The following is a 24956-nucleotide window of genomic DNA, read 5'->3' on the forward strand; positions in this document are numbered from 1 at the left end:
TTTATTTTACTCTGCGTAATAAATAAAGGGCACTTAGATGTCCTGAAGAGAGTCTGTTTCTCCCCCAGACTCAAAGCGCATATCGCGTACAAAAAGCACAAATACTCAGGAGCACTCTCAATTATGTTCAAGAACGCATTTGCTAACCTGCAGAAGGTGGGTAAATCGCTGATGCTACCGGTATCCGTACTGCCGATTGCAGGTATCCTGCTTGGTGTGGGTTCCGCTAACTTCAGTTGGCTGCCAGCCATCGTTTCTCATGTTATGGCCGAAGCGGGCGGTTCCGTTTTCGCCAATATGCCACTGATTTTCGCAATCGGTGTGGCACTGGGCTTCACCAATAACGATGGTGTTTCAGGCCTTGCCTCTGTGGTCGCCTACGGCATTATGGTTAAAACCATGGCAGTTGTTGCGCCAATGGTTCTTCATCTTCCGGCTGAAGAAATTGCAGCAAAACACCTGGCTGATACCGGGGTGTTAGGGGGTATCATTTCTGGTGCCATCGCTGCTTACATGTTCAACCGGTTCTACCGTATTAAACTGCCTGAGTATCTTGGCTTCTTCGCGGGTAAACGCTTTGTACCGATTATTTCTGGTCTGGCAGCGATTATCACTGGGGTTGTCTTGTCCTTTGTATGGCCGCCAATTGGTTCCGCTATTCAGGACTTCTCCCAATGGGCAGCTTACCAAAACCCGGTTCTGGCCTTCGGCATCTATGGCTTCGTAGAACGTTGCCTGGTACCGTTTGGTCTGCACCATATCTGGAACGTACCTTTCCAGATGCAGATTGGTGAATTCACCAATGCGGCAGGTCAGGTATTCCACGGCGATATCCCGCGTTATATGGCTGGTGACCCGACTGCAGGTAAACTGTCTGGCGGCTTCCTGTTCAAAATGTATGGTCTGCCTGCTGCTGCCATTGCTATCTGGCATTCCGCTAAACCGGAAAACCGTGCCAAAGTTGGCGGTATCATGATCTCCGCTGCGCTGACATCATTCCTGACCGGGATTACTGAGCCAATCGAATTCTCCTTCATGTTCGTGGCGCCAATCCTGTATGTGATTCACGCAATCCTGGCCGGTCTTGCCTTCCCGATCTGTATCCTTCTGGGTATGCGTGATGGCACCAGCTTCTCACACGGTTTGATTGACTTTATCGTACTGAGCGGTAACGGTAGCAAACTGTGGTTATTCCCGATTGTTGGCCTTTGCTATGCTGCGGTTTACTACACAGTGTTCCGTGTGCTTATCAAAGTTCTGGATCTGAAAACGCCTGGCCGTGAAGATGCCACCACTGAGACGCAGTCTGCTGCGACCAGCGAAATGGCACCGGCATTAGTCAATGCGTTTGGCGGCAAAGAAAACATCACTAACCTGGATGCCTGTATCACTCGTCTGCGTGTCAGCGTGGCTGATGTAGCGAAAGTTGATCAGGCTGGCCTGAAAAAACTGGGTGCAGCAGGTGTTGTTGTCGCGGGTTCAGGTGTTCAGGCTATTTTCGGTACTAAATCCGATAACCTGAAAACTGAAATGGATGATTACATCCGCAACAACTAATTGTTGCCGGGGAGAGCGAAAAAGGGGCCACTGGCCCCTTTTTTGTTGTCAGCTTTAAACCACCTCCTCGGGAGGTGGTGATTGTTCCTGTGAGGCTATAGCCTGAAGGAAGCCCATGCCAGAAAATTCCAGCTTACTCACCACAAGTAAGAAGGAAATCACTGACATGAGCAGCTATAGAAGTTCAGCACATGTGTTTTGGCGTTGCAAATACCACTTGGTATGGACCCCAAAATACCGCTACAAAATTTTGACGGGCACAGTAGGTAAAGAGGTTTACCGCTCAATTTATATACTCTGCAATATGAAAGATTGCGAAGTTCTGGAGTTAAATGTTCAACCAGATCACATACATCTTGTAGTGATGGTCCCACCTAAACTTTCAATTTCAACGTTAATGGGCGTCCTGAAGGGACGCACAGCTATTCGTCTTTACAATAAATTCCCACATGTACGAAAGAAGCTTTGGGGTAACCACTTTTGGGCCAGAGGGTACTTTGCAGACACGGTCGGAGTGAACGAAGAAATTATCAGGCGGTACGTGAGGCATCAGGATAAGAAGGACCAGGAATACGAACAGCAAATGGAGTTATTAAAGGATTAAAACGGATAAGGCCCCCTTCCAGGGGGCCCCATTTAAAGCCACCTCTTCAAGAGGTGGATTTTTACTTTTTGTCGTATTTGTTTTTTTAATACAGGAATAGTGAGCAGGAAGAATCTGGTTCGTCAGCACAGGCTGTGCCGCCAGGATGAAAAGCGGTACAATAAAGTGTTTTTACAGCAAGGTGTTGCGGGGCTTGTTATACTCCCATCACTGCGATTGACTAAAGGACACTCACATGGCTGAAGAGACCATTTTCAGTAAGATTATTCGTCGTGAAATCCCCGCTGATATTGTTTGGCAGGACGACCTCGTTACTGCGTTTCGTGATATCTCCCCTCAGGCGCCAACACATATTCTGATTGTGCCAAATATCCTGATCCCGACAGTCAATGATACGCTTCCAGAGCATGAGCAGGCCCTGGGCCACTTAATTACGGTGGCGGCAAAAATCGCTGAGCAGGAAGGCATTGCCGAGGACGGTTTCCGTCTGGTTATTAACTGTAATCGTCATGGTGGGCAGGAAGTGTATCACCTGCATATGCATTTACTTGGTGGCCGTCCTCTGGGCCCGTTACTGTCCCATAAAGGTGCATAATGATTCGGCGCACGTTATGCCTGGCCTGCCTTGTTACTGTGTTAGGTGCATGCAGTTCCGGGCCAGTGATTCCGGTGAATAGCAGCCAGACGTTGGTGATTGAGTCTTCGCTGTTGGTTGCCGGGGTGACGGCGGAGCACCCGGAAATTAGCCATGCAGGCGTGAATACCCTGGCGGTATCATCACTTTATAACGAAAGTCATCAACCAGTGACAGTCCATTACCGTTTTTACTGGTATGACAAGAAAGGCCTGGAGATACATCCTCTGGATGAGCCGCGCAGTGTTGTTGTTCCGCCGGCTACCTCTGTGGATATTCATGCCATAACCCAGGTTCCTGGCGCAGATCAGGTTCGGGTGTATCTCTATCTTTGAAGGGGGAGATTTTGAAACAACGTATGTATCGTTATTTGTGCGTGCTTGGTGTTGCTCTTGTGCTGTCTGGTTGTGTGTTGCGTAATGAGCAGCAACAGCCAGCACCGGTAGAGCCTGCCAAACCCGCACCCACACAGCCGGAGCCCACAGTTCCTTCTGTTCCTGAAATACCGGTTCAGCCTGAACCCGTTACGCCAACATTACCTGTTACTCCGCAACCCAAAGAGCGGCACTACGACTGGAGCAGTGCGTTTCAGCCGATGGTTGCACAAATGCTCAAAGCTGATGGTGTAACGGCAGGCAGTGTATTGTTAGTAGACTCCGTGAATAACCGTACCAATGGCAGTTTACCCGCCAGCGAAGGTACTCAGGCGTTACGTAATGCCCTGGCAAATAACCGAACTTTTGTGTTAGTCAGTGACCAGCAACTTGCTCTGGCTAAACAGCAACTGGGTTTGTCTGCGCAAGACAGCCTGGGTTCACGCAGCAAAGCCATTGGTATTGCGCGTAATGTCGGTGCACAGTATGTGCTTTATACCAGCGCGAAAGGTAATGTGAGTAACCCTGCTGTACAAATGCAACTGATGCTGGTGCAAACAGGTGAAATTATCTGGTCTGGTAAAGGTGCCGTACAGCAAACGCAGTGATGCAGGTTTGCATCACCACAACCAGGCGTCACACCCGGCGGCATTTGCCGCCGGCTCTGTTTCCGCCATACAGGGCCTGAGCGGCAACAGTGTGCTGGTAGAGAATACCTGCGGAAAGTGGGTACGGCGGACGGCTTCCACGCATGCTGAATTGCGTCGGCAATACCGGGCATTGCAGTTGTTACCTCATTCACTGGCGCCAGCCCACGTCTTTATGAGCCGCCCCTGGTTGTATGTTGAATGGGTGGAAGGGCAAGTTGCTGCATCCTGGCCACCTGCGGATGTGCTGGCACGCACTTTGAGCCTGCTACATCACCAGCCGTTGTTCGGCTGGCGCATTGTTTTACTGCCTTTATTACAACGTTACTGGCAGAATGCTGCGCCTTCACGGCGAACAGTGTTGTGGCTTGCTCAGTTAAAGAAATGTCAACGCTTCAGAGAGCCTGGGCCCATTCGCCTGGCGCCACTGCACATGGATATCCATCCGGGTAATATTGTCCATCAGGGTAACAAGGTACGCCTGATTGACTGGGAGTATGCCGGGGATGGCGATGTAGGGCTTGAGCTTGCCACTCTGGCAATTGATGAACCGCCACAATTTGCGGCATGTGTTGCGTCTTACGCCAGGCAGATGCACCTTAATGAGGTGATATTGGGGCAGCAGATTAACCGTTGGCTGCCATGGGTTAATTTATTAATGGCCTCCTGGTATGAGTACCGGTGGCAACAAACACAATCCAGTGAATTTATTCAGCTTGCAGACCAGGCCTGGTGCAGGTTGAAACACACATAACAAGAAACAAGAGAGGTTGCTGTGGGTCCGGTAATGTTAGATGTCGCGGGTTATGAACTGGATGCGGAAGAAAAAGAAATTCTGGCCCACCCTTTAACCGGGGGACTGATACTGTTCACGCGCAATTATCATGATCCTGCTCAGTTACGGGAGTTGGTGCGCCAGATTCGCGCCGCTTCCCGGCAGCGCCTGGTCGTTGCGGTGGATCAAGAAGGTGGCCGGGTACAGCGTTTTCGCGAAGGGTTTACCCGTATTCCTGCGGCACAGTCTTATGCTGAATTGTTGGGTGTGGAAGTGGGTGGGCAGGTGGCAGAAGACGCTGGCTGGTTAATGGCTAGCGAAATGATTGCCATGGATATTGATATCAGTTTCGCACCGGTTCTGGACATCGGGCATGGCAGTGCGGCGATTGGCGAACGTTCTTTCCATGCAGACGGGCAGGTAGCACTGGCAATGGCGCGGCGTTTTATGCAGGGTATGCACCGGGCTGGTATGAAAACCACCGGAAAACATTTCCCCGGACATGGTGCCGTAAGTGCAGATTCACATAAAGAAACACCCGTGGATAACCGCCCGGCAAATGTCATTCGTGAACATGATATGGCTATTTTCCGCTCGCTGATAAACGAACAGGCGCTGGATGCCATAATGCCGGCTCATGTTGTTTACCCGGAACTTGATAATCGCCCGGCCAGCGGCTCGCCCTGGTGGTTGCAGCAAGTATTGCGCCAGGAGTTAGGGTTTAATGGTGTGATTTTCTCTGACGACCTGTCAATGGAAGGTGCGGCAATTATGGGAACTTATGCTGAAAGAGCACGAGCCTCTCTTGATGCTGGGTGCGATATGATTCTGGTTTGTAATAACCGCAACGGAGCTGTTAGTGTTTTGGATAACCTGTCACCGATCAATGCAGAGCGTGTTACGGGTTTGTATCATAAAGGTTCGTTTTCCCGTCAGGAACTCCTGTCATCCGCAACCTGGAAGTCAGTCAGCCATAAACTGACCGCGCTGGATGAGCAATGGCAGGCAAGGAAGGCGGGGCAGTCATAGTGCCTGAGCGGCAAAAACTGGTACGGTGAGGATGCGATGATTATCTATTTGCACGGTTTCGACTCAAACAGTCCTGGTAACCATGAGAAGGTATTGCAACTTCAGTTTATTGATTCGGATGTCCGTTTGATCAGTTACAGCACGCTGCACCCGAAACACGATATGCAGCACTTGCTTAAAGAAGTAGATAAAATGCTGCAGCTGAATGTTGATGAACGGCCATTGATTTGTGGTGTCGGTCTCGGTGGTTTCTGGGCTGAGCGCATTGGTTTTCTCTGCGATGTTCGCCAGGTTATTTTCAACCCTAACCTGCATCCTTATGAAAATATGGAAGGGAAAATAGACCGGCCGGAAGAGTATCTTGATATCGCCACAAAATGTGTCGATAACTTCCGGGAGAAGAACCGTGATCGTTGCCTGGCAATCCTGTCGCGCCACGACGAAGCGCTGGACAACCAGAAATCTGCAGCGTTACTGCATCCTTATTACGAAATTGTTTGGGATGATAACGAAACTCACAAGTTCAAGAATATTTCTCCGCATCTGCAGCGTATTAAAGCTTTCAAAACCCTCGGCTAACGCCCCCATTACTTTCCTGTAACTCCCCCCGGCTGGCCTTTGGCCAGCCCTTTTGCGTTAAATTTAGCCAGAAAAATTTGATTCATATCAAATTTGGTATGACCAATGCACCGTTCATGGTATTCTCAGGCTGTTTTGGGCGATTCGATTCAGCAACCTATTGTTAAGTAAAAGTTATTTTTATAACCGTTACTTAACAATTGGTTAATAATTTGAGGGGGTCACGTTGACTACACCATTGAAAAAAATTGTGATTGTTGGCGGTGGTGCTGGCGGACTGGAGCTGGCAACTCAGTTAGGAAAAAAACTGGGCCGTAGTAAGAAAGCGAAAGTGACACTGGTTGACCGCAACCACAGTCATTTATGGAAACCATTGCTGCATGAAGTAGCAACCGGTTCGCTGGATGAAGGCGTGGACGCCCTGAGTTACCTTGCACATGCACGTAATCACCATTTCCAGTTCCAACTGGGTTCGGTCGTGGATATTAACCGCGAAGCGAAAGTGATTACTTTGGCTGAGTTGCGTGATGAAAAAGGTGAACTGCTGGTTCCTGAACGCAATCTGCCGTATGACACCCTGGTTATGGCTCTGGGCAGTACATCTAACGATTTCAATACGCCCGGTGTGAAAGAGCATTGCATCTTCCTTGATAACCCACACCAGGCACGTCGTTTCCACCATGAAATGCTGAACCTGTTCCTGAAACATTCCGCTAATCTCGGTGCAAACGGCAAAGTGAACATTGCCATCGTAGGTGGTGGTGCCACTGGGGTTGAGCTTTCTGCTGAACTGCATAACGCAGTGAAACAGTTACACAGCTATGGTTATAAAGGCCTGACGAACGAAGCGCTGAACGTGACGCTGGTGGAAGCGGGGGAACGCATTCTTCCGGCATTGCCGCCGCGGATTTCTGGCGCCGCTCACAGTGAACTGACCAAAATGGGTGTGCGCGTTCTGACCAAAACCATGGTAACCAGTGCACAAGACAACGGCCTGAATACCAAAGATGGCGAATTTATTGAAGCCGATTTGATGGTCTGGGCTGCCGGTATTAAAGCGCCTGATTTCATGAAAGAAATCGGTGGGCTGGAAACAAACCGTATTAACCAGTTGGTTGTGGAACCCACCCTGCAGACGACCCGCGACCCGGATATTTTTGCGATTGGTGACTGCGCTTCCTGTGCCCGCGCTGAAGGGGGCTTTGTCCCACCACGTGCTCAGGCTGCACACCAAATGGCAACGTGTGCGATGCATAATATTCTGGCGCAGATGAGCGGAAAAGATCTGAAGCCCTATACCTATAAAGATCACGGCTCACTGGTTTCGCTGTCGAACTACTCTACAGTAGGTAGCCTGATGGGCAACCTGATGCGTGGGTCAATGATGGTCGAGGGGCGTATCGCCAGGTTTGTGTATATTTCCCTGTATCGTATGCACCAGATAGCACTGCACGGGTATTTTAAGACCGGTTTGATGATGCTGGTTGGGCGTATCAACCGTATTATTCGCCCGCGTCTGAAGTTGCATTAATTCGTCAGGCAATCTTGCTTGTTAAAAGGCTCCTGTAAAGGAGCCTTTTTTGTAGCCGATGACCCGCCCTGAATAACATTGACTGGCGCGGTTACCGGTAGGGAAAACTATCGTTCCGGTAAAAGCCTTACTATTCAAGAGGGAAATAGTTAGCTTTCGCATAGCGTAATATCCCACCAGGATAAATCTCAATTATATTCAGATAACCCGATTTTCTCTTTTCGTCTGATCCCTGTTTCCTGGATTTTTGCTCACAATAAAAACCTGTCTTATCAGGAGGTGTCCTGTGAATAAATCAATGTTAGCGGGAATAGGCATTGGCGTAGCTGCGGCTATGGGGATTGCGGCTGTCGCCGGTCTGGATGTATTTCATAGTGGGCCAGAATACGCTCAGGTAATTTCATCGAAAGCTATTACTTCTACTGTGAAGTCCCCCCGTAAAGAATGCCGCAATGTCACTGTTACCCATCGCCGCCCGGTACAGGATGAAAACCGCATCGCAGGCTCGGTGTTGGGAGCAGTAGCAGGTGGAGTAATTGGCCATCAGTTTGGTGGTGGGCACGGGCGAGATGTCGCCACAGTGATAGGTGCACTGGGTGGCGGTTATGCAGGTAATCAGGTACAGGGTACAATGCAGGATAAAGATACCTACAGTACCAGTGAACAGCGTTGTAAAACGGTTTATGACACCAGTGAGAAAACCCTTGGCTATGATGTCACTTACCAGATAGGTAACCAGCAGGGTAAAATCCGCATGGATCACAACCCAGGTAGCCAGATACCACTGGATAAAAATGGCCAACTGGTGCTAAGCGATACAGTAAACAAATCCTGAATAGCAGAATCACCCGGTCAGCAAAAAAAGACCTGTACGATAACAGGTCTTTTTTACCAGGCGATCAAAGCAAATCCTGCCTTTTAAACCAAAGCCCGCCAGTGATAATAATGGCAAGAATAGCGAACAGCGAAGAGCTACCACATATCAACCAAAGCCCGAACAGCAACGAAATAACGACCAGTACTTTGAGCATGGGTAATAGCAAAATCATTCTGTCTTCCTTCTGCTGTGTGTCCAATAAATTGCTTTGTTATAAAGCAAAGGAATGAAATGCCTGTTCTGTGTAGGGTGCTGAGTGGACTATTTAAGATAATTATTAGTGTGTAAATAATCCGCAGTGTACCAATTAAATCTAGGTTAACAGGATGGATATATTTAATCGTTTTTGCCTATTTATTGAGGGAAAAGCGAGTGATTCTCTTTTACAATGAAAGGGTGAAAGGGTGAAAGGGTGAAAGGGTGAAAGGGTGGCAGGACTGAGACAAAACAAGCAGCCTCAGTCACATTATCACGTTATTGTGCAATACCTGGCAGCGAACCGAGCGCGGTATTGATTATTTCCTCGAGGGTTTCAAATGATGCGCCTTCACGGGCACTGACTGACATCCCCTGAACGATACAGGAAAGATAATTAGCCAGAATGGAGCACTGGCAACTGGCCGTAAGCTCGCCACTCGCCTGGCGTTGCGCCAAAAAAGTTACCAGGGTTTGCGCCTGCTTTACATGACGCAGCCTGATCATCTCTGCCACCTTTTCACTGGACGCTGCCAGTGCTGAAGATGTGGTGATAATAAAGCACCCCTGGGGAGTCTCTTTGCTGGTGTAGCACAGAGCTACCGCCACCATATAGTCCTTTAATGCCTGTGCCAGTGGCTTGCTACTGGCAAATAATTGCGCCTCATACTGAGAAACAAAACGTGCGACATACCGGTCCAGCACTGCCCGGAATAACCCTTCTTTATTGGTAAACTCTGCATAGAGAGTGGGAGCTTTCGCGCCTGTCGCCTCAACCAGATGCGACAGTGATGTGGCCTCGTAGCCATGCTGCCAGAATAGTGCCATGGCTTTATCCAGTGCGTCTTCCCTGTCGAACACTTTTGGACGGCCACGGCTTTTTTTTACACAACCTGAAACATCAGTTGTCATGGTGCCGTTTTACCTGTGTGTCGTTAAGTGAAGCCACATTATAGAGATCACCACGCTCACGAACCAGAAGAAAAGCAAAAAATAGAAAATACCTATAGCATTGAATCTAAACTGGTTATTAATTTATTATCGATAATTAATAAATTTATTTGAACAAGCCAGCATACAGCAAAAAACATTAATTAATGGCTGGAAATTAATCTGTTTAATTGGTCTGTAGGGAATGAAAAATGAATAAAAATTGAAGAAAAACATACTGATCATGCTGCTGTTGAAGTTCAGTCTGCGTCTTCAGGCCTGCAGAGAATGGCAGTGACTACGCCACCGCTAAGCCACAGGTAAGTAACAACAAGTAAACCAGAACAGGGGCTGTCACCAAAAATCAGTGAAGCGGGTGCCGTGCCATTTCGCGTGGCATCAGCCAATGGGCCTGGCAATTACAGGGTTAGCGCTACCGGTTGTCACTCCCGGTATTCAGAGCGGTTTTGTAGCTGCTAACCCAGTGTGATTACAGCATTTGTGCGCCTGGTTCGCGTTGCTGGTGTGTGATGTTGACCGGCATGCCAGCCCGCAAGTTCATTGACTGCTCTGTTACGCCTGCATTAACAGCGGGGGAATCCAGTAGCGACTGGCTCCGGCCAGACAAAGTTAATGGCAGTGTCTGTGGGTCGTCCTCCAGTGACTGGGAAAGAGGCTGATGCACTTCCACCCAGTACTGCCCGTCAGGCTCCTGGCTGGTTTTTACTGGCTCATTGATAATGCGCACTGGTGTGCCCGGGGTTACCTGCCTGAACAGCGTTTCGATATCGCCATCACGCAGGCGAATACACCCTGAACTCACCCGCATACCAATGCCAAAATCAGCATTTGTGCCGTGAATCAGGTATACCCCACCATACGCCGCCAGGCGAATAGCATGGTGGCCCATTGGGTTATCCGGCCCGGCGGGCACCACTGCCGGTAATTCAATACCTTGTGCAAGATAACGTGCACGAATATTTTTGGTCGGAGTCCAGGTAGGGTTTGCGCGTTTCTCTGAAACCCGGGTAACCATTGTTGGTGTGAATGTGTCGCCACCTAACTGACCAATGCCAATAGGGTAGACAGCCACCTGGTTACTGCCAGGGGGGTAATAGTAGAGGCGTAATTCCGCCAGGTTTACCACTATGCCTTCACGAGGCGTTTCAGGAAGTAACACCTGATGTGGAATGGTCAGTACGGTTCCGGCTAAAGGCAGCCAGGGATCCACACCTGGGTTTGCCTGGCGCAAAGCCAGAAAACCCACGCCATACTGGCTGGCAATATTTTCCAGCGAACCACCGTCATCCTGTACTACATGGAATTGGTTTGCCCCAACCAGGCGGCTGCCTGGCGCGGGTAATGGCCAGGTCTGGGCATCACTGAAGCCACTCCACAGGCTGGCTAACAGCAGCATGGCGCAACTCACGGACCACTTGCGTTCGGAGGAGAAAAGGGGGGATGTTTTGGATGACTGCTGCTTATTTGCTGACATAGCCCAGGATGTCCTTCACCAGTTAAAGCAAAAAAACAAATTATGGTGCAGGCGGATGTGAGGATTTCCTGGCGTATTGCAATATTTTGTAAAACTTTGCCCGGCCTCCCGTAACGGTGAACTGGTTACGGGAGGCCGGGATACATCAGGCCAGTGCGTTGTCTGCCAGTTGTTGCATGAACTGCCGTACCCAGTCGATGCGGGTTTTGCGTTCAGCTAAATCGACGAAAAATTTCAGGCGGGTTGGCCCGTCGAGCCGCCAGGTTTGGGGTTGCTTTTGCAGCAGCCCAATTAACCAACCCGGGTCAACACTGTTTTGTGGCGCGAATTCCAGCATGCCACCTTTCTCGTTGGCCTCAATTTTACGCACCCCCAGTTTTTGCGCCTGTTGGCGCAGAGCGGCAATCTCCAGCAGGTTGCGTGCCGGGTCTGGTAATAAACCAAAACGGTCAATCAGCTCCACTTTGATGTCATCCAGTTCGCCAGGCTGTTTCGCACTGGCAATCCGTTTATAGAGCGAAAGCCGGGTATTGACGTCGGGAATAAAATCTTCAGGCAGCAAGGCTGGCATGCGTAATTCAACTTCAGTCTGCTGGCTGGTCAGATCCTCAAGGGAGGGTTCCCGGCCTGCCTTCAACGCATCGACTGCATTTTCCAGCAGTTCCATATACAAAGAGAAGCCAACTGTTTCCATCTGACCGCTTTGGTCTTCACCCAGTAATTCCCCGGCCCCGCGGATCTCCAGGTCGTGGGTTGCCAGCGCAAAACCCGCACCTAAATCTTCCAGGGAGGCAATTGCCTCAAGCCGTTTTTGTGCATCGGGTGTCATGGCTTTCGGATGGGGCGTAAGCAGCCAGGCATAAGCCTGGTGGTGAGAGCGCCCAACACGGCCACGTAGCTGGTGTAACTGAGCCAGGCCGAAATGGTCGGCGCGCTCAATGATGATGGTATTTGCCGTCGGGATATCGATACCGGTTTCGATAATCGTTGTACACACCAGCACATTGAAACGCTGGTGGTGAAAATCGTTCATGACCCGTTCCAGTTCCCGTTCACGCATCTGGCCGTGCCCAATGGCGATACGTGCTTCTGGTACCAGTGTGGCCAGGCGCTCGGCAGCCTTCTGGATATTCTCGACATCGTTGTATAAGTAATACACCTGGCCGCCACGCAAAATTTCACGCAGGATGGCTTCACGCACCACCAGGCTGTCGTATTCACGCACAAAGGTTTTCACCGCCAGGCGGCGGGCCGGGGGCGTGGCAATGATGGAAAGGTCACGCATGCCACTCATTGCCATATTGAGCGTGCGGGGGATTGGTGTCGCGGTCAGTGTCAGAATATCAACATCGGCACGCATGGCTTTAATACGCTCTTTATGACGGACACCGAAGCGGTGCTCTTCATCGACAATTAATAATCCCAGGTCTTTCCACTTCACGTCACTTTGCAATAATTTGTGCGTGCCAATCAGAATATCGATTTTCCCCTCACTGGCCTGCTCGAGGATCTGGGTTTGCTCTTTGGCACTGCGGAAACGGGAGAGCATTTCAATACGTACCGGCCAGTTGGCAAAACGGTCGCGGAAGTTGTCGAAATGCTGTTGTGCCAGCAGTGTGGTGGGCACGAGTACAGCCACCTGTTTGTGGTTTTCGACAGCCAGGAAAGCAGCACGCATGGCGACTTCTGTTTTACCAAAACCCACATCGCCGCACACCAGCCGGTCCATAGCCAGTGGCTGGCACATATCACTCAGCACGGCGTTTATTGCCTGAGACTGGTCCGGCGTGGTTTCAAACGGAAAACTTTCACAAAACAGTTGGTACTGCTGGCGGTCGTGCTTAAAAGCAAAACCAGCTTTGGCAGCACGTTGCGCATAAATATCCAGAAGCTCTGCCGCCACATCGCGCACTTTTTCTGCCGCTTTTTGCCGTGCCCGAACCCAGGCGTCACCGCCCAGTTTGTGGAGTGGGGCATTTTCTTCTGCACCACCAGCGTAGCGGCTAATCAAATGTAATGATGACACCGGAACATATAATTTGGCGTCATTTGCATAGGTGAGCATCAGGTATTCACCAGTGATGCCGCCCGCTTCAAGGGTTGTCATGCCGGCATAGCGCCCCACGCCGTGCTCCAGATGGACCACTGGCTGGCCTGGGTGCAATTCAGCAAGGTTACGAATCAGGATGTCGGGGTTTAGTGTGCGACGGTTGTCCTGGCGACGGCGGGCGACACGCTCGCCCAGCAGGTCACTTTCACAGATAAATGCCCGCTGGCGCAGAGTATCAATATACCCTTTTTCACTGGCACCTATCATCAGGTAGCGGCCATTACCTGTCGCGTCACTGAGTGTGTTAATGGTGGTTAATCTGAGCTTGATACGCCCAAGTAACTCCGCCAGTGTTTCGCGGCGGCCTTCACTTTCAACCGAGAACACAACTGGCCCGGCGAATTGTTCTAAAAATTTGCGCAGATTATCGAGAGGCGCTTTTTGCTGAGCCTGAACAGCCAGGTCCGGCAGAGCCTGGTAGCCAAGGTTTGTATTGGCGGACTTCTCCGCCAGCAGGTCAGTTTTCAGCTGGACACGGGGCCACTCTTTCAGTGCAGCGAACAGACCATCCGTTTTCAGCCACAGTGAATCCGGTGGTAATAACGGGCGCATGGGGTCCACACCCCGGCTGTCAAAACGTGCGGTAACATCCTGCCAGAAGCGTTCCGCACTGCTTTCGGTATCTCCTGTGGTCACAATCAGGCTGTTTGCCGGGAAATAACGAAACAGGTCGCTTAGTGGCTCACTGAAAAACAGTGGTTGCCAGTATTCAATCCCGGTTGGCAGAGTGCCTTTACTGATTTGTTGGTAAATATGCTCCGGGTCGCGTTTTACTTCGAACTTATCGCGCCACTGGCTACGGAAAACTTCAATCGCAGCCTGGCTGGTGGGGAATTCATGAGCAGGCAGTAAATGGATATTTTCCACTTCTTCCTGGGTTCGCTGGCTGTCGACATCAAAGATGCGCAGGCTGTCTATCTCGTCATCAAAAAAATCAATGCGGTAAGGGTGTTCGCTGCCCATAGGGTAGAGGTCCAGCAATGCACCGCGGGTAGCGTATTCACCATGTTCCATGACCTGGTCCACATGGCGGTAACCGGCCTGTTCCAGTTGGCCGCGCAGAATGTCCCGGGACAGGCGCTGGCCCTTTTTCATCAGCAGTGCATGGCCGTGCAGAAAACTGTGCGGGCAAACGCGTTGCATCAGTGTGCTGACGGGCAGAATTAATACACCCTGTTCCATTGACGGAAGCTGGTACAGCGTGGCAAGACGCGCAGAAATAATATCCTGATGTGGCGAAAAACTGTCGTAAGGCAGGGTTTCCCAGTCTGCAAGACTGGATACCGGGCCACTATAAAACTGGCGAATTTCATCCTGAAGGCGTAGCGCATTTTGCATATCCTGCGCAACCAGAATGACCGGGCCCTTGTGGCGTGCGGCCATTTCAGCAACTTCGGTGGCGCAGGCCGCGCCAGTTAATTCACCAAGCTGGCGGACATCGCCTGCACGAATGGGCAGAGTATAACGGTAGTTTTCCGACATAGCAGATATAAGGCATCTCATTGCTGGCCCGGGAACAGCAACGGCTGCATCCTCGCTGGGCGTGTTCCAGAAATCGTGTCGTTATTATCCTTGTTCGTTGGCGAGAAGCAACCCGGGGCGGGGGATTCATTACAGGCAGATAAATATGTTTTCGCAAGAGCCACCACCCAACGCATGAACAGGCTTACGCTGGGTGGCGTTTTTGTGATTAACGAGTACCTCGCTTATCCTTTAATAAAAGCAAGAATATCGTTATTGATTGTTTCTGCATGGGTTGTCAGCATGCCATGAGGGAACCCGGGGTAGACCTTCAGCGTACTGTTTTTCAGCAGTTTATCCTGCAGCAGGGCGGCATCTTTATAAGGCACCACCTGGTCATCATCTCCCTGCATTACCAGGGTTGGTACGGTAATCGTTTTCAGGTCTTCCGTCTGGTCAGTTTCTGAAAAGGCTTTGATGCCCAGGTACTGTGCCAGTGCTGACCCCATCATGCCCTGACGCCACCAGTTATAAACCATGCCGTCCACAACTTTGGTATCTGGCCGGTTAAAGCCGTAGAACGGCCCGGAGGCGACATCGAGGTAAAACTGTGAACGGTTTTCAGCAAGAGCTTTACGGAAACCATCAAATACGCTCAGCGGGGTGCCTTCCGGGTTGCTGTCCGTTTTGACCATTAAAGGCGGTACTGCGCTCATCAGTACAGCTTTAGCTACACGCCCGTCAGGCTGACCATATTTCGCGACATAGCGTGCTACTTCACCACCACCGGTGGAGTGACCCACATGGACGACATTATGTAAATCCAGATGAGCAACGACTGCAGCAGCATCAGCGGCATAGTGGTCCATATCATGGCCGCTACTGATTTGTGAAGAGCGGCCATGTCCCCGGCGATCATGGGCGATAACGCGAAATCCCTGAGACAGGAAAAACAGCATCTGTGCATCCCAGTCATCGGCACTTAACGGCCAGCCATGGTGGAACATAATTGGCTGGGCATCACGCGGGCCCCAGTCTTTATAGAAAATTTCTGCGCCATCTTGAGTTGTCAGTGTAGCCATGTTCTTTACTCCTGTTGTGGACTGAAACGGTTGGGCTGCAGATGTAAAGGGTAGTACAGCCAGTACCGCTGCGGCTGCTCCCAGCTTGATAACATCCCGCCTGCTCATATTTGCAAAGGGTGTACCGGCGGCTTCATTCATTCCGGCCTCTTCAGGTCCCTGTTCAGGGACCAGTAACGTTTTGACAGGGGATAAGATAGACTGCAGCACTGGGTTTGAACCGAGGCGAAAATGACATCATGAGAGGTAAAACAGACAAATGGTAAAAACAGCGAACGTTGTGGCTGAAATTGGCCTGTTAATTTACCCGGAATGCCAGTTAGCCGCGATTTACGGGCTGACGGACCTGTTTCGCATTTCTGGCGAATGGGCGCAGGAAGCCTCTGGCCATGGAGCCATGCCGGTTATTCGTGTGTCTCACTGGAAAGTAGAAGATGAAGGTGAATGCGTAACCTGTATCTGGGACAGCCACCCAGGCGAGCCCCATGTGCTGGCGCATATTATTGTGCCGCCCAGCATAGTCATGCCCGAAAACATGCATATTCCGCCAGCCGCGGCTACCTGGATGAAAACCATGCATACTCAGGGGAGTACACTGTGTTCTGTGTGTGCAGGCGCATTTATTCTGGCAGAGACCGGGCTGATGGATGGCCGGCGCGTGACAACCCACTGGGCGTTTGCCCGGCAACTGGCGGCCCGCTACCCGCAGGTTAATGTCGCGGAAGACAATATGGTTATTGATGATGGCGATATCATCACCGCTGGTGGCATCCTTGCCTGGGCTGACCTGGGGTTGTCACTTGTGCAGCGTTTTCTTGGTGCGGAGGTGATGCTTTCAACGGCGCGCTTCTTGCTGCTTGACCCACCCCGCCTGTATCAGCGGCCTTTTGCTGTGTTCATTCCCCAGTTTAACCATGGCGACGACGTTATCCTGCGTGTTCAACATTACCTGCATGCCAGCGCCGGTGAAGCGCAGGTGATTTCTGAACTGGCTGAAAAAGAAGGGATGTCTGAGCGCACATTCTTGCGCCGTTTTACTAAAGCAACGGGCCTGCGCCCGGTGGAGTATTTGCAACAAATACGCATTATGAAGGCTCGCGAGGCTCTTGAACTGACAGTGCAGCCAGTGGAACAGATTGCCTGGCAAGTGGGGTATAAAGACCCGGCGGCTTTTCGCAAAATATTCCACAAGCTTACCGGGCTGACACCTGGAATATACCGCCAGCGCTTCAGTGTGCTTGCTGCGAATTTAACCAGTAACGCACAGTGAGTGCCAGAGCGGATAGATGAAGGTATCCGCTCTGGCTCTGGGTTAACGCGCCGGGCTTTGTGTCGCGACGGGGAGTGGCGGAGTAAAGAGAATATCGCTGAACAGGCGCTGGGACACTTTGCGTGCTGCCATCCCCACGGCGGTACAAATTGCCAGGCTGATAAACGGATAAACCAGCAGAATACCCAAAGTCACCGGTGTGGAAAGGACATCGCCTTTGATTAACGACAACGACCATAAACTCAATGCTTCAATAATGATGCGGTGTGTAGTGTAAATCGAGATGGTGTTGGTACCCAGTTGGTTCATTATACTGTGTTCTGTTGGTTGCAGCTTGCCTTCAAGTAACCAGAATACACGCATGATAAGCACAATCGACAGCAACGAAAGGAACAGGTTAATTTTCAGGTTGTACATAGCAAAAGAAAAAATAATTGCAGCAGTAAACCACAGCAGATTATCCCTTAATGCGTGTGTTTTAATCCAGGGCACCAGTTGGGCACCAAACCATGCACCAGTGGCGTAATACACCAGGTTACGAATCACACTATTCATCCCCCAAAATGGTGTTGGGAAGAAATTGATAGCAATGCTTATCAGCATAATTACTGGCAATAATACGGCTTTATAGCGGGAGAGTAATTTGCATAGTGGGAAGTAAACAATCATTGCATACAAATACCACAGGCTGGTACTGGCAGTGCCCATCCGGGCCACAAAATCGGCCATTGTTTCGGAATACGCCGCATTACTGGTGCTTAATATTTTTTCCGGTGCCAGCCACTGATTAATACTGACCAGGGATAACCACTGAATGACGCCCCATAAAGCGAGGACATAAAGTATGGGCCATACACGTTTGCGCATACTGTTTCCCCAGGGGACGTCATTGATATAGCGTGTGATTAAAAAGCCAGAAATAAAGAAAAATACCGGCATCCGAAAAGGTGCCATATACAGGTTCAGGTAAACCCAGCATTTGGCTAAAAATACGCTGTGAGTATCTTCCATTTCGAGCAGATACGGATAAAAAGTAATCACAGAGTGGTAAATAACGACCAGACAGATACACAAACCTTTTATCTGGTTTATCCAGAGGGCTTTGGCTTTCATAATTAATCCTGAGATACAACGAAAACCACAGCATAAGAAAAGTTCCGGAAATACACCCATAGCATAAGTCTGTATTTCCGGCAGTCCAAAAGACTTTAAGAAAATCCTCACAAGCCGGGAGGAAATGCCGAACATCCTTATTCGGCTCAGAGGGCGGTTATCGGTCGGAAAGTTGTTGGTACTGGGCAAAACGCTGTTTGGCGTCCTGGTGCGTTTTTTCAAACAGTTCGTTTGCCATTTCCGGATACTGGCGGGCCAGTGCGGCATAGCGAACTTCGCCCATAAGAAATTCCTGGAAATCTTCTTCCGGCTCTTCGGAATCCAGGGTGAACGGGTTTTTCCCCATCGCTTCCCGGGCAGGATCATAGCGCCACAGGTGCCAGTATCCCGCATCGACCGCTTTTTTCGCTTCACGCATACTGCACCCCATCCCGGCTTTAAGGCCGTGGTTGATACAGGCGGCATAAGCGATAACCAGTGAAGGTCCGGGCCAGGCTTCAGCTTCCATAATCGCCTTAAGCGTTTGGGCTTTATCTGCACCCATGGCGACTTGTGCGACATAAACATTGCCGTAACTCATTGCCATCATCCCCAGGTCTTTTTTACGGGTACGTTTCCCGTCGCTGGCGAATTTGGCAATGGCTGCCACAGGAGTCGATTTGGAAGACTGACCGCCGGTATTGGAGTAAACCTCGGTATCAAATACCAAAATATTGATATCTTCACCGCTTGCCAGCACATGGTCGAGGCCACCAAAGCCTATATCATAAGCCCAGCCATCTCCCCCGAGGATCCACTGAGAACGGCGAGTCAGGTAATCTTTATTCTGGTAAATACGCGCCAGCGTTGGGTGGCTTTCCTGTTCACTAGCCAGATGAGCCAGTAATTCATTACTCCACTGGCGGCTGCCTTCACCTTGTTTCTGGTTTTCAAGCCAGGTAGCCATTGCATTGCGCAACGGCTCACTGACTGGTAACGAAATAGCGGCTTCCACATCACTGACCAGTTGTGAACGAATCGCCTGCCCGCCTAATGCCATACCCAGGCCAAACTCGGCGTTGTCTTCAAACAGCGAGTTAGACCAGGCCGGGCCATGCCCCGCATGGTTTGTGGTGTAGGGGGTGGACGGCGCGCTGGCACCCCAAATAGATGAGCAGCCGGTCGCATTGGCAATCATCATACGGTCGCCAAACAATTGGGTTATCAGGCGGGCATAAGGTGTTTCGCCACACCCTGCACAGGCGCCTGAAAATTCCAGTAACGGCGTTTCAAACTGGCTGCCCTTAACCGTGCTTTTACGAAATGGGTGCGGTTTAAGAGGCAGTTCCATTAAGCGGGCCCAGACTTCGGTTTGAGCGTTAGGTACACTGAGTGGTGCCATCGCCAGCGCTTTCCCGCGTGACGGGCAAACATCCACACAGTTACCGCAACCGGAACAATCCAGCGGTGATACAGCCAGATGATAGTGCCACTCTTTGGCGCCGGTCGCCGGGCGGGCAAGCAGCGTTTCGGGCAATGTTGCACGCTCATCGTCTGTCATCAATACCGGGCGAATGGCAGCATGGGGGCAGATAAAAGCACACTGGTTACACTGGGTGCAGCCTTCCGCCTGCCAGACTGGCACCGACAGCGCAATGCCGCGTTTTTCCCAGGCGCTGGTGCCGGAAGGGAAACTGCCATCTTCACGCCCCTGGAAGGCACTAACCGGCAGGCTGTCACCTTGCTGGCGATTCATGGGGTGAACAATATTGCGAATAAACTCAGGCACCAGCACCGTATCAACTGGTGTATGGTCGTGGGCATCTGCCCAGCTTGCCGGGAGGGCAATGGCGGTAATTGCGCCCATGCCTTTATCAATCGCCGCATTATTCATAGCGACTATTTGCGGGCCTTTTTTCCCGTAGCTTTTTTCTACAGCGGCTTTCAGGTAACCGGCAGCTTCTTCTTGCGGCATAATCCCGCTGAGTTTGAAGAATGCCGCCTGCATTATCATATTAAACCGCCCACCAAGGCCGAGCTCGTGGGCAATATCCACCGCGTTGATGGTGTAAAGGTGAATATCCCGTTCAACCAGAGCGCGTTTCAGTGAAGCAGGCAGGTGTGCATCCAGTTCATCCGGTTGCCAGGTGCAGTTAAGCAGCAGTGTTCCGCCGGGTTTAATCCCTTCCAGTAAATCGTACTGGCTGACATAAGACTGCTGAGAACAGGAAACAAAATCCGCCTCCTGAATCAGGTAAGGCGAAGTGATAGGGTGTTTGCCGAAACGCAGGTGAGAGACTGTGATCCCACCCGATTTTTTCGAATCGTAGGAAAAATATGCCTGGGCATACAGCGGTGTATGGTCACCGATAATTTTAATGGCGCTTTTATTGGCGCCAACGGTGCCGTCGGACCCCATCCCCCAGAATTTACAGGCAGTGATATCGTCGGATGCCAGGCGAGGCATGGCAGGAGGTACAGGCAGAGACATGCCGGTTACATCGTCATCGATACCCACCGAGAAGTTATCCTGCGGGATACGGCGCTGCAGATTTAAAAACACAGAGACCAGGTGGGCAGGAATAATATCTTTGCCTCCCAGGCCGTAACGCCCACCGATTATCAGTGGGCGTTTTTCCTGGGCGTAGAATGCATTACGTACATCCAGGCACAGTGGTTCGCAGGGCGCGCCCGGCTCTTTGGTGCGGTCGAGCACGGCAATCCGTTTAACACTTGCCGGTAACTCTGCCAGAAAATGGCTGACTGAGAATGGCCGGTAAAGGTGTACATTCAGGAAACCGGTTTTGTGGCCTTGTTGATTAAGGTAATCCACCGTTTCTTTGAGCGTTTCACACACCGACCCCATTGCAATCACGACATCTTCCGCGTCTGGCGCACCGTAATAATTAAATAAACGGTAGTCACGGCCGGTAATGGCGCTGATTTGCCGCATGTAGTCCTCAACCAACTGCGGCAAAGCAAAATAGAAGGGGTTAGCCGCTTCCCGGCCCTGAAAATAGATATCCGGATTTTGTGCGGTTCCGCGTACCACCGGGTGGTCAGGGTGCAGCGCATTGCGGCGGAACTGGTTCACCGCGTCACGGTCCAGTAACGGCTCCAACTGGCTGTGCTCCAGCACCTCAATTTTTTGGATTTCGTGGGAAGTCCGAAAACCATCAAAGAAGTTAATAAAGGGAACCCGGCCTTTAATTGCGGCAAGATGTGCGACAGCAGACAAGTCCATAACTTCCTGGACGCTGCTTTCAGCCAGCATTGCGCACCCGGTCTGGCGCACAGCCATTACATCCTGGTGGTCGCCGAAGATGTTCAGTGCGTGGGTAGCCAGGGCGCGGGCGCTGACATGAAATACACCGGGCAACAGTTCACCGGCAATTTTGTACAAATTAGGGATCATTAATAACAACCCCTGGGAAGCGGTGTAGGTGCTGGTTAAGGCACCCGCCTGCAATGCGCCATGTACGGCGCCGGCTGCACCACTTTCAGATTGCATTTCCACCAGGCGAACAGGCTGGCCAAACAGGTTTTTTTGCCCTTTAGCTGCCCATTCATCTACGTTTTCCGCCATCGGGGTGGACGGCGTGATGGGGTAAATTGCTGCGACATCGCTAAATGCATAAGAAATCCAGGCGGCGGCGGCGTTACCATCCATCGTCTTCATTTTCTGCGCCATATCATCATCCTCTTGCGAGACAGTTACCAGACCGCTGAGGTCTGATGTCAAAGGCGGGTAAATTCCGCTATCAACCCAGAAAGCATGGTCTGTGCCATCCTGATGTATGGTTTTAAATTTAATATTTATCAGTTAGATAAGAATATTTTGTTTTGCCGGGTAACAAAATTGTTATGGCAAGTTTGGGCGAAACAAGACACAACAGGCGACAACCTGTCGCGCTGTGAACAATCTGTGGGGTTTGTCTTTCGGGTTGTAGCGTATTGTTCCTGGTTTAATCCGCTCAGGTCACTGTGGAGCCGGGCAAACCTTGCTGGCTCACTCGTTTACTTTCTCTTCTCTATTACCACGTATTTTTCCAACCGGGATCACATTGTGCCAGTGGGATTGTGCGCGCTGTCCACTTTGTCTTATTTACCACAACATACCCGACAATTGGTTCGGAGTTTGTCTTGTCTGCTGCGCGGATATGACAAAAGCGTACATTAAAAATATTTAAAAATCATAAAGATAGATGTTTTTGTTCACGCTGGTACATTCTCTGCACTTATAGGAGTGGTAACACATCACTCACAGGAGAAATGATTATGGCAATGCGTCAATGTGCAATTTATGGCAAAGGTGGGATTGGTAAATCCACCACAACTCAGAACCTGGTTGCTGCCCTGGCTGAACTGGGCAAAAAGGTGATGATTGTGGGCTGCGACCCAAAAGCAGACTCAACTCGCCTTATTCTGCATGCAAAAGCACAGAACACCATTATGGAAATGGCGGCTGAAGTGGGCTCTGTAGAAGACCTGGAACTGGAAGATGTCCTGCAAATTGGTTACGGCAACGTCCGTTGTGCTGAATCAGGTGGTCCGGAACCGGGTGTGGGTTGTGCTGGCCGTGGTGTTATTACAGCCATTAACTTCCTTGAAGAGGAAGGCGCTTATGAAGACGACCTGGACTTTGTGTTCTACGACGTACTGGGCGACGTAGTATGCGGCGGGTTCGCCATGCCAATTCGCGAAAACAAAGCACAGGAAATCTACATTGTTTGCTCTGGCGAAATGATGGCGATGTATGCCGCCAACAATATTTCCCGCGGCATTGTGAAATACGCAAAATCCGGGAAAGTGCGCCTGGGCGGGCTGATTTGTAACTCCCGCCAGACAGACCGTGAAGACGAGCTGATCATGGCTCTGGCCGAAAAGCTGGGCACCCAGATGATTCACTTCGTACCACGCGACAATATTGTTCAGCGTGCGGAAATCCGCCGTATGACCGTTATTGAATACGACCCAACCTGCAGCCAGGCCAATGAATACCGCGCACTGGCAAGCAAAATCATCAATAACACCATGAAAGTGGTTCCGACTCCGGTAACGATGGATGAACTGGAAGAGTTGTTGATGGAATTCGGCGTGCTGGAAGAAGAAGACACCAGCATTATTGGGAAAACGGCAGCTGAAGAAAACGCAGCCTGAGTCCATTTCACCTGCGGCGCAGGCTGTGTAGGGTCTGCAGCCGCGGAGATGAGGAGTAGAACATGTCAAGTACACTGACAGAGCAACATCAGGCGATTGTCGAGGAAGTCCTGGAAGTCTTCCCCGAAAAAACGCGTAAAGAACGCCGAAAACACATTATGTCCACCGACCAGGAAATGGAGTCGGTTGGCAAGTGTATTATTTCTAACCGTAAATCCCAGCCAGGCGTAATGACGGTGCGCGGCTGCTCTTACGCAGGTTCCAAGGGTGTAGTCTTTGGGCCAATCAAAGATATGGCGCACATTTCTCATGGGCCAGTTGGTTGCGGGCAGTATTCCCGTGCCGGGCGCCGTAACTACTACACCGGTATGAGCGGTATCGACAGCTTTGGGACAGTGAACTTCACCACCGATTTTCAAGAGCGCGACATTGTGTTCGGTGGGGATAAAAAACTCGATAAAGTCATCGACGAAATCGAAATGCTGTTCCCGCTGACCAAAGGTATCAGTATTCAGTCTGAATGCCCGGTGGGGTTAATTGGCGACAATATTGAAGCCGTAGCCAATGCCAGCCGCAAAAAAATTGGCAAACCGGTCATCCCGGTGCGGTGCGAAGGGTTCCGTGGGGTATCTCAGTCTTTGGGGCACCATATTGCGAACGACGTCATCCGTGACTGGATCCTGGATAATCGCAAAGACCAGCCGTTTGAATCCACGCCTTACGATATCGCGATTATTGGCGATTACAACATTGGTGGGGATGCCTGGTCGTCACGTATTTTGCTTGAAGAAATTGGCCTGCGGGTTGTCGCTCAGTGGTCAGGTGATGGCACATTGATTGAAATGGAAAACACGCCACGGGTGAAACTTAACCTCGTGCACTGCTACCGCTCCATGAACTACATCGCACGCCATATGGAAGAGCAGAACAACATTCCGTGGATGGAATATAACTTCTTTGGCCCGACCAAAATCGCTGAATCATTGCGCAAGATTGCTGCTCAGTTTGACGAAACTATCCAGCAAAAAGCGGAAGAGGTGATTGCCCGTCATCAGGTGATGGCAGACACCATTATTGCCAAATACCGGCCACGGCTGGAAGGGCTTAAGGTGTTGCTCTATATCGGTGGTTTGCGTTCCCGCCATGTGATTGGGGCTTATGAAGATCTGGGTATGGAAATCATTGGTGCCGGGTTCGAATTTGCCCACAACGATGACTACGACCGCACATTACCGGAGCTGAAAACTGGCACATTGCTGTTTGATGATGCGAGTAGTTACGAGCTGGAAGAGTTCGTGAAAGCGCTCAAGCCTGACCTGGTTGCTGCTGGTATCAAAGAAAAATACATTTTCCAGAAAATGGGTGTGCCTTTCCGCCAAATGCACTCGTGGGATTACTCCGGCCCGTATCACGGCTATGACGGCTTTGCCATTTTCGCCCGTGACATGGACATGACCCTGAATAATCCGAGCTGGAGCGCCCTGACGGCACCCTGGTTAAAAACCGCCTGAATTATCCTGATGACCCGTCAGTTCACAGATTTGTGGCGCGGGA

Annotated in this window: 20 protein-coding genes; 13 read left to right on the forward strand and 7 right to left on the reverse strand. The window is 50.8% G+C overall.

Annotated features, from left to right (window positions below):
* Positions 1-123 precede the first annotated feature (123 nt).
* The 10 genes from ptsG (at position 124) to DT73_RS10865 (ending at position 8565) form a co-directional block, all read left to right on the forward strand.
* Positions 124-1557, forward strand: a complete 1434-nt coding sequence (gene ptsG / locus DT73_RS10820) for a PTS glucose transporter subunit IIBC (protein ID WP_036108229.1) — start codon at positions 124-126, stop codon at positions 1555-1557.
* A 166-nt stretch (positions 1558-1723) separates the two neighbouring features.
* The gene (tnpA, locus tag DT73_RS10825) at positions 1724-2161 is read left to right on the forward strand and encodes an IS200/IS605 family transposase (RefSeq protein WP_036108785.1); all 438 of its coding nucleotides are present in this window, start codon (positions 1724-1726) and stop codon (positions 2159-2161) included.
* Positions 2162-2396: 235 nt separating this feature from the next.
* Positions 2397-2756, forward strand: a complete 360-nt coding sequence (gene hinT, locus DT73_RS10830) for a purine nucleoside phosphoramidase (protein WP_036108232.1) — start codon at positions 2397-2399, stop codon at positions 2754-2756.
* Positions 2757-2758: 2 nt separating this feature from the next.
* A complete protein-coding gene (locus tag DT73_RS10835; RefSeq protein WP_200874786.1) occupies positions 2759-3130 on the forward strand; it encodes a YcfL family protein in 372 nt (123 codons plus the stop codon).
* 23 nt (positions 3131-3153) lie between these two features.
* A complete protein-coding gene (gene lpoB, locus DT73_RS10840) occupies positions 3154-3777 on the forward strand; it encodes a penicillin-binding protein activator LpoB (protein ID WP_110025364.1) in 624 nt (207 codons plus the stop codon).
* On the forward strand, positions 3731-4570 hold the full coding sequence (thiK, locus tag DT73_RS10845; protein WP_084172270.1) for a thiamine kinase: 840 nt from the start codon (positions 3731-3733) through the stop codon (positions 4568-4570). Before lpoB ends, thiK begins: the two co-directional genes overlap by 47 nt.
* A 21-nt stretch (positions 4571-4591) precedes the next feature.
* A complete protein-coding gene (gene nagZ, locus DT73_RS10850) occupies positions 4592-5620 on the forward strand; it encodes a beta-N-acetylhexosaminidase (protein WP_072006939.1) in 1029 nt (342 codons plus the stop codon).
* A 36-nt stretch (positions 5621-5656) separates the two neighbouring features.
* Positions 5657-6199 carry an alpha/beta hydrolase YcfP gene (gene ycfP, locus DT73_RS10855; RefSeq protein ID WP_036108245.1) on the forward strand — a complete coding sequence of 181 codons (543 nt, stop codon included), beginning with the start codon at positions 5657-5659 and terminating at the stop codon, positions 6197-6199.
* Between the two features lie 226 nt (positions 6200-6425).
* On the forward strand, positions 6426-7730 hold the full coding sequence (locus DT73_RS10860) for an NAD(P)/FAD-dependent oxidoreductase (protein ID WP_036108246.1): 1305 nt from the start codon (positions 6426-6428) through the stop codon (positions 7728-7730).
* A gap of 286 nt (positions 7731-8016) precedes the next feature.
* Positions 8017-8565 (forward strand): glycine zipper 2TM domain-containing protein, encoded by a 549-nt coding sequence (locus DT73_RS10865; RefSeq protein ID WP_036108248.1) that lies wholly within the window; start codon positions 8017-8019, stop codon positions 8563-8565.
* A 64-nt stretch (positions 8566-8629) separates the two neighbouring features.
* Here DT73_RS10865 and DT73_RS26565 read toward each other — a convergent pair whose 3' ends face one another.
* The 5 genes from DT73_RS26565 to DT73_RS10885 all read right to left on the reverse strand — a co-directional run bounded on the left by DT73_RS26565 (position 8630) and on the right by DT73_RS10885 (position 15880).
* Positions 8630-8779 (reverse strand): hypothetical protein, encoded by a 150-nt coding sequence (locus DT73_RS26565; protein WP_170123740.1) that lies wholly within the window; start codon positions 8777-8779, stop codon positions 8630-8632.
* Between the two features lie 302 nt (positions 8780-9081).
* Positions 9082-9714 (reverse strand): TetR/AcrR family transcriptional regulator, encoded by a 633-nt coding sequence (locus tag DT73_RS10870; RefSeq protein WP_036108250.1) that lies wholly within the window; start codon positions 9712-9714, stop codon positions 9082-9084.
* 508 nt (positions 9715-10222) lie between these two features.
* Positions 10223-11149, reverse strand: coding sequence for a L,D-transpeptidase family protein (locus DT73_RS10875; RefSeq protein WP_036108251.1), 927 nt, complete (start codon positions 11147-11149; stop codon positions 10223-10225).
* Positions 11150-11372: 223 nt separating this feature from the next.
* Positions 11373-14819 carry a transcription-repair coupling factor gene (gene mfd, locus DT73_RS10880; protein WP_036108253.1) on the reverse strand — a complete coding sequence of 1149 codons (3447 nt, stop codon included), beginning with the start codon at positions 14817-14819 and terminating at the stop codon, positions 11373-11375.
* 224 nt (positions 14820-15043) lie between these two features.
* The gene (locus tag DT73_RS10885; RefSeq protein WP_200874784.1) at positions 15044-15880 is read right to left on the reverse strand and encodes an alpha/beta fold hydrolase; all 837 of its coding nucleotides are present in this window, start codon (positions 15878-15880) and stop codon (positions 15044-15046) included.
* A gap of 259 nt (positions 15881-16139) precedes the next feature.
* On the opposite strand from DT73_RS10885, the gene DT73_RS10890 reads away from it, so the two are divergent.
* Positions 16140-17150 (forward strand): GlxA family transcriptional regulator, encoded by a 1011-nt coding sequence (locus tag DT73_RS10890; RefSeq protein WP_036108259.1) that lies wholly within the window; start codon positions 16140-16142, stop codon positions 17148-17150.
* Between the two features lie 42 nt (positions 17151-17192).
* Here the strand turns inward: DT73_RS10890 and DT73_RS10895 are convergent, their stop codons facing one another.
* Together DT73_RS10895 and nifJ are read right to left on the reverse strand one after the other, a co-directional pair.
* Positions 17193-18263 carry an acyltransferase family protein gene (locus DT73_RS10895; protein ID WP_036108260.1) on the reverse strand — a complete coding sequence of 357 codons (1071 nt, stop codon included), beginning with the start codon at positions 18261-18263 and terminating at the stop codon, positions 17193-17195.
* 157 nt (positions 18264-18420) lie between these two features.
* Positions 18421-21933 (reverse strand): pyruvate:ferredoxin (flavodoxin) oxidoreductase, encoded by a 3513-nt coding sequence (nifJ, locus tag DT73_RS10900; RefSeq protein WP_036108263.1) that lies wholly within the window; start codon positions 21931-21933, stop codon positions 18421-18423.
* A 587-nt stretch (positions 21934-22520) separates the two neighbouring features.
* Between nifJ and nifH the strand changes: the two genes are divergently transcribed.
* Both nifH and nifD read left to right on the forward strand, forming a co-directional pair.
* Positions 22521-23402 (forward strand): nitrogenase iron protein, encoded by an 882-nt coding sequence (gene nifH / locus DT73_RS10905; RefSeq protein WP_036108787.1) that lies wholly within the window; start codon positions 22521-22523, stop codon positions 23400-23402.
* Between the two features lie 62 nt (positions 23403-23464).
* Complete coding sequence (nifD, locus tag DT73_RS10910) at positions 23465-24913, forward strand: nitrogenase molybdenum-iron protein alpha chain (protein WP_036108266.1); 1449 nt, start codon at positions 23465-23467, stop codon at positions 24911-24913.
* Positions 24914-24956: the final 43 nt, after the last annotated feature.

It is taken from the genome of Mangrovibacter sp. MFB070, from assembly GCF_000705335.1.
GTDB classification, from domain to species: domain Bacteria; phylum Pseudomonadota; class Gammaproteobacteria; order Enterobacterales; family Enterobacteriaceae; genus Mangrovibacter; species Mangrovibacter plantisponsor.